The organism is Saccharothrix sp. NRRL B-16314, from assembly GCF_000716595.1.
Taxonomy (GTDB): domain Bacteria; phylum Actinomycetota; class Actinomycetes; order Mycobacteriales; family Pseudonocardiaceae; genus Actinosynnema.
Window position 1 is genome coordinate 1 of sequence record NZ_JNXC01000078.1, and the last position, 2,242, is coordinate 2,242.

Consider the following 2,242-nt stretch of genomic DNA (forward strand, 5'->3'; position numbering starts at 1 on the left):
CACCGTCAACGGCGCCAAGGTGCTGTGCGGCAACATCCCCACCGCCAACGCCACCGTCTTCGTCATCGACAAGGTCATGATCCCCACCGCCTGACCCGCCACTCCCGGACGAAGGATCGCGGCCACCCCCCGGAGGCCGCGATCCTTCGTCCGTGCACTCGGAACGTCACCGGCATCCGGTGTGGTTTTCCCCCGTCGTCGAGCGCGGGGTTAGCCTGGGGCAGGCTTGTGGAGCGGATCTGGGGGATTTCTTGCATGGGTAGGGCGCGCACGCTCGCTCAGGTGTACCGGCACTTCGGCGAGGCCGAGGCGGCCGGCACGTCGCCGCTGTACGAACGCGTCGCGGTCGCCCTGAGCGAGTCCGACGAGGCGTTGCGCGCCATCGAAGCGGTGCCGGCGCGCAAGCGGCACCCCTCGCTGATCCTCGCCGCGCTGCACGACCTCGCCCTCGCCGGACGTGCCCCGGAACTCGCCGCGGCCTACGCCGCCGGGGACGGTGAAGCCGCTGCTGGCGCGGCGATCGACACGGTGCTGCGGATGACCGACGCGGTCGTGGCCATCGCCGTGCGCCGGCGGGTGCGGGCCGACGAGACCGGGCGCTGCGCCGTGCTGTACCCGGCCATCGCCGAGGCGGCGCGACGGGTGGGCGCGACCGCGGTGGGGCTGATCGACGTCGGTTGCTCGGCCGGGTTCACCCTCAGCGTCGATCGCGTCGGCATTACATATGGAGGGCGGTCGCTGGGCGACCCGGCGTCTCCCGTGCAGATGTCGGCTTCGGTCGTGGGGGACCGGCCCGTTCCGACGGCGGCGGTGCCCGAGGTCGTCGCCAGGGTCGGTGTCGACCTCGACCCGGTCGACGTGACCGACGCGGATGACGCCCGGTGGTTGCGCGCCTGCCTGTGGCCGGACCGGCCGGACCGGTCGGAACGGGTCGCGCGGCTCGAAGCGGAGATGGCGTTGGTGGCGGCGGCCCGTCCGGTGTTGCTGCGGGGTGACGCGGTCGACGTGCTGCCCGACGCCTTCGCCCAAGTACCCGCCGACGCCCTGCCGGTCGTGACCACGGCATGGACGCTGGCGCGCTTCCCACTCGAGGGCCGCCTGCGCTTCCTGCACCGGTTGGACGAAGCGGCGGCGGGCAGGACGGTGGCGTGGGTGTCGGCGGAGGGGGTCGGAGTCGCGCCGGCGATACCGACGCTCGGTGATCGCCGCGCCTCCGGGCACAGCATCATCGGCTTGGCGGTGTTCGACGGGTCCACCCTGCACACCCAAGCCATCGGCCGGTCCTGGTCACAGGGCCGCATGCTGGCGTGGCTGACGGACTAGATGAGTGAGTCCGAGGGCTTATTGGCGGACGTTGCACCGAATGGATCGATGTCACCGGCACGATTCCCTCGTGGTGTAGTTGAATTCACGCGTCCGTGCGGCCCGGTGACGGACTGTGCCATTTGCGCCGGGTCTTCTTGCCTGGTCGGGTGATGACGTGCGAATGTCTGTTCGACTATTGTTCGGGTATGGATGTTTCGCCGGTGTTGTTGACCGAGGACGACGTGTTCGCCCGACGTTGAAGTTGCCGGACTGGTCGGAGGAGGTCCTGGTCGAGGCTGCCGGGTCGGTGGAGCCGAAGGTGGTCCGGCAGCTCGCCGACCGCATCCGGGACCGGGTCGAGCAGGACTCGGTGGACGAGCTGGACGAGCCTGCGGCCGAGCCGGCGGATGTGTTGTACGTGCGGGATCTGCCGGGCGGGCGCGTGGAGTTCTGGGGCGAGGTGTCGGCGGAGACCGGTGCCCGGTTTACCGCGATGCTGGAGCCGTTGGCGACGCCGCGTCCGGAAGGGCCGAAGGACCGGGCGCACCGGTTCGGCGAGGCCTTCGCCGACGTGATCTCGCTGGCGTCGCGGTCCGGTGACCTGCCGTCCGAGGCCGGGGAGCGCCCGCACATCAGCGTCACCGTCGATATGGAGACGTTGCGGCGGGGTGTGGGGCACGCGGTGCTCGACGGTGACCGTTATTTGAGTGCGGCGCAGGCGCGACGGATCGCGTGCGACGCGAAAGTTCTCCCCGTCGTGATGGGCGGCGGGTCGGAGGTATTGGATTTGGGGCGGACGAAGCGGACGGTGAGCGTCGCACAGCGCAAGGCGCTGCATGCCCGGGATCGGGGCTGTGCTTTTCCGGGGGTGCGCCACGAGGCGCTGTCAACCAATGTGGAGGTGAAAGACCTGCACCGCTGTTATGTCGCACCATAA

3 protein-coding genes are annotated in these 2,242 nt (G+C 70.2%); all 3 read left to right on the forward strand.

Translation table 11 applies throughout. The annotated features are described in order from the left end of the window. On the forward strand, positions 1-94 hold a 94-nt coding region (locus OQ02_RS43395; RefSeq protein ID WP_197043660.1), incomplete at its 5' end, for a fasciclin domain-containing protein. 161 nt (positions 95-255) lie between these two features. Then, complete coding sequence (locus tag OQ02_RS39030) at positions 256-1,323, forward strand: DUF2332 domain-containing protein (protein ID WP_033443723.1); 1,068 nt, start codon at positions 256-258, stop codon at positions 1,321-1,323. A gap of 238 nt (positions 1,324-1,561) precedes the next feature. Next, positions 1,562-2,242 carry a DUF222 domain-containing protein gene (locus OQ02_RS41795; RefSeq protein ID WP_051773497.1) on the forward strand — a complete coding sequence of 227 codons (681 nt, stop codon included), beginning with the start codon at positions 1,562-1,564 and terminating at the stop codon, positions 2,240-2,242.